Consider the following 3,985-nt stretch of genomic DNA (forward strand, 5'->3'; position numbering starts at 1 on the left):
TTTATTTCAGGGTCACATTTTATATGTATTGGATGAAAATATGTGATGGGATGCTGAAACGAGTTCAGCATGACGCAGTTTCCAATAGATTGTTGCTTCAAAATGATGCACTACGGGTGGATTAAGAGAACTTTTTACTGAGGTCCTCAATATATTTTCTGAACTGCTTATCGGTTTCAGCCAGGTTGTCCACGGTTTTGCATGCATGAAGCACGGTGGCATGATCACGCTTGCCAATTTGTGAGCCGATACTGGCCAACGAAGCCTTGGTGAACTTTTTGGCAAAGAACATGGCCAATTGTCGGGCCTGAACGATATGACGCTTCCGGGTTTTGGATTGCAATGTGGCCACATCCATTTCAAAGTAGTCGGAAACCACTTTTTGGATATAGTCGATGGAAACCTCACGTTTGGTGTTCTTCACAAACTTTTCGACTACTTGCTGGGCCAATTCCAAGGTCACCTCACGTTTGTTGAAAGAGGATTGTGCAATCAACGAAATAATGGCACCTTCCAGCTCACGGATATTGGTTTTGATGTTCTTGGCCACATGGTCAATGATATCTTCGGGCATCTCCACACCGTCACGATACAATTTGTTTTTTAAGATGGAAACACGGGTCTCATAATCCGGACTTTGCAATTCAGCGGAAAGCCCCCATTTGAATCGCGACAGCAATCGCTGTTCAATATCCTGCATATCCACCGGAGCTTTGTCCGAGGTCAAAATGACCTGCTTGCCGTTTTGGTGCAGGTGGTTGAATATGTGGAAGAACACATCCTGTGTTCCAGATTTACCGGAAAGGAACTGCACATCATCAATAATAAGTACGTCAATCAACTGGTAAAAATGGATGAAATCGTTACGCGTGTTCTTCTTTACAGATTCTATATATTGTTGGGTGAACTTCTCCGCAGAGATATAGAGCACCGTCTTTTCGGGATATTTGTCCTTGATTTCCACCCCAATGGCATGCGCCAAGTGGGTCTTGCCCAGACCAACGCCCCCAAACACCAACAGCGGGTTAAAGGATGTTCCGCCCGGTTTGTTGGCCACGGCCATTCCGGCGGATCGGGCCAAACGGTTGGAATCCCCTTCCAAGAAATTCTCAAAATTATAATTGGGATTTAGCTGTGATTCAATTTTGATATTGCGAATCCCGGGGATCACAAAAGGGTTTTTCAACTCCGGACTTTTGGAGGTGATGGGCACATCCAATTCCTGGGGTCCCACAGCGGTACGGTTAGAGCTTGGAATCTGTTCCGTGAACGGTTCCTTGTTCCCGTACTTGTTTTCCATTTTTATAATATAAATGAGTTTGGCACTGTTCCCCAATTCCCGGGTCAAGGCCACCTTTAAAAGTTTCACATAATGCTCTTCCAGCCACTCATAAAAAAATTTGCTGGGCACTTGAATGCTGAGCGCTTTGTCTGTTAACTTGATGGGCTTGATAGGTTCAAACCACGTTTTGAATGCCTGCGGTTGGATGTTATCCTGGATAAAAGCCAAACAGTTGTTCCATACGGAATTAGCAGTAACACTCATAGAAGTTTTTCCTTGTTTTGTTGGTTAGGTCAACGTTTTAGATTAAACATCCAGGGGGTATACAGATGCCTATTGGATGCGACAAATATGTGAACAAATCTTTTAAAAAAAAAATCAATTTGCCATTGAATGTTCTGTTTTTTTTTCGCATGTTGCCTGTATTTCAACCAAGACATTAAATATATAATTTTTCAGTTAAAAATTGGAGATAAATTCATATTCTTTTCGTGTGCGTTATGCCGAAACCGACCAGATGGGAGTGGTTTACCATGGTAATTATACACAATACTTGGAAATGGGCAGGGTGGAATGGTTAAGGGCGTTGGGAGTCACTTACAAGAGCATGGAAGATAACGGCATCATACTGCCCGTAATATCGTTGCACATCAACTACAAAAAGTCTGCACTATATGATGACCTGATCACTGTGGTGACCCAGTTGAAAAGTAAGCCGCTGGTCAAAATTGAATTTGATTATAAGGTGTATAATGAATCCAAGGAACTCTTGGCAACGGCACACACGGTCTTGGCCTTCATGGACAAAAAAACAAATAGACCGATTAAATGCCCTGATTATATTTTGGAAAAACTGGGTGATTGATTTTTAGAGTCGGAAGTCGGGAGTCGCCTGCCCGCCGCAGGTGGGGAAGTCGGGATTTTGAACTTGTACTTTTGGTTGACGGAGGGTATCATGTCTCTAGTCTCTTGTAATAGGTTATTCGGTTATTGAGTTATTGGAACTTGATACTTGATACTTGATACTTGAACTTGCTCTTGTCTTTTGGGTTACTGCCCACTGCCTACTCTTTATGGTTTCCTGACACGAATTTCACGAATGCACACGAAGCTAGCTGGAACTTGCTCTTGTCTCTTATAATGGGTTATTCGGTTATTGAGTTATTCAGTTATTTTGTTACTGTGTTATTGGAACTTGATACTTGCTCTTGCTCTTGATGTTGTCAGGTCGAGTGTTGCAAACGGAGTTTGGAATGTATCGAGACCTGCTTTGGCGGTATGCAAAAAATCGATTAGCTACGCTGAATCTTTGATTTCTCGATACCTGCCCTTACCGCTGGCAGGGGTTATTGGGTTATTCAGTTATTTTGTTAACCCCGTTGTGCGTTTTTCTATTTTACCTTTATTATTGTTGACTATGGCATAAGATGTTAAAATAACATAGGTTTTCGTCACCCTGAACCTGCCTGGCCGGTAGGCAGGTTTATTTCAGGGGCACATTTTATATGTATTGGATGAAAATATGTGATGGGATGCTGAAACGCCATGCCTGCCGGCAGGCAGGAGTTCAGCATGACGCAGTTTCCAATAGATTGTTGCTTCAAGATGCACTACGGGTTTTGTTATTCAGTTATTAGGTTACGGCTTACTGCCAACTGCCCACTGCTTACTGGAAGCCTGCCGTAGGCAGGAATTTTCACGAAGGCTTGTTTGTTCATAACTCATAACTCATAACTCTTGATTCTTGTCTCTTTTCTCTTTTCTCTCCTCTCTTTTCTCTTTTCTCTTTTCTCCCGTCTGAATAAACCAAGAACACCGGAAGACAAAATCTCCCGGCGTTCTTTATAGATAAGTAGATGGTTAGTTGGCCCTATTGGCCTTACCCATCAATTGCAATTGACAGGACCGTCATCCGTTATGGTCCAGCCTTGGGCCGTTAGATAGGTTCTGCCACCGGTGTCATTATCGCAATAGTTAATCCCTTCTGCACCCAACGGAATATTGGCGGGGAGCTCATTGTTGTTGAGCACATAGTTGGCCCAACCCGTCAATGTACTGCTATAATTTGCTGGGCTAAGCCCTGAAAAACCCAACATATCTGTCATATCGGTGACACTGCCAATGTCCCATGCCCCAAGATTCCTGTTAAAGGCCCCGGCACCATAGAACATAAAACTCATATTGGTGACATTGCCTGTGTCCCAACCACTGAGGTCCCCGTTAAAGGCAGTGGCACCATAGAACATATTGTTCATATCGGTGACATTACTGGTGTTCCAACCGCTGATGTCCACGTTAAAATCAAGGGCAAGAGAAAACATATCGTTCATATCGGTGACATTGCTCACATTCCAGTCACTGATGTCCCCGTTGAAGGAAAAGGTACTATAGAACATAAAACTCATATCGGTGACATTGCTTACATCCCAGCCGTTAAGATTCCCGTTAAAGGCAGTGGCATTATCGAACATACCACCCATATCGGTCACCTGGGAGAGATCTGGTACGTCCGTGGCGTTGTACACCATGTTCCGACAACCTTTGAAGGCATAGTACATGGTGGCCCACGGGTTGGTGCCCCATTGCTCTATGCTTGCCAATCTATCCCGGTCCGCTTGAGCGAGATTGCCATTGCCCATCTGTATTGCCGGGAAAGTGCCTATTATGGCCACGGTATAAGTGCCCACCTCGATGTACTTGTGC

At 43.9% G+C, this 3,985-nt stretch carries 3 protein-coding genes; 1 reads left to right on the plus strand and 2 read right to left on the minus strand.

The window, feature by feature from the left end:
• Nucleotides 1–121: 121 nt before the first annotated feature.
• Nucleotides 122–1,546: a chromosomal replication initiator protein DnaA gene (gene dnaA / locus A7D14_RS13350; protein ID WP_067035502.1), complete on the minus strand. Its 1,425-nt coding sequence runs from the start codon at nucleotides 1,544–1,546 to the stop codon at nucleotides 122–124.
• 202 nt (nucleotides 1,547–1,748) lie between these two features.
• Between dnaA and A7D14_RS13355 the strand changes: the two genes are divergently transcribed.
• Nucleotides 1,749–2,147 (plus strand): acyl-CoA thioesterase, encoded by a 399-nt coding sequence (locus A7D14_RS13355; protein WP_067035504.1) that lies wholly within the window; start codon nucleotides 1,749–1,751, stop codon nucleotides 2,145–2,147.
• A 1,021-nt stretch (nucleotides 2,148–3,168) separates the two neighbouring features.
• Here the strand turns inward: A7D14_RS13355 and A7D14_RS13360 are convergent.
• Nucleotides 3,169–3,985 (minus strand): BspA family leucine-rich repeat surface protein (locus A7D14_RS13360; protein ID WP_141673401.1); only part of this gene is annotated, 817 nt, incomplete at its 5' end.

It is taken from the genome of Allomuricauda sp. CP2A, assembly GCF_001683915.1.
In the GTDB taxonomy this organism is placed as follows: Bacteria; Bacteroidota; Bacteroidia; order Flavobacteriales; family Flavobacteriaceae; genus Flagellimonas.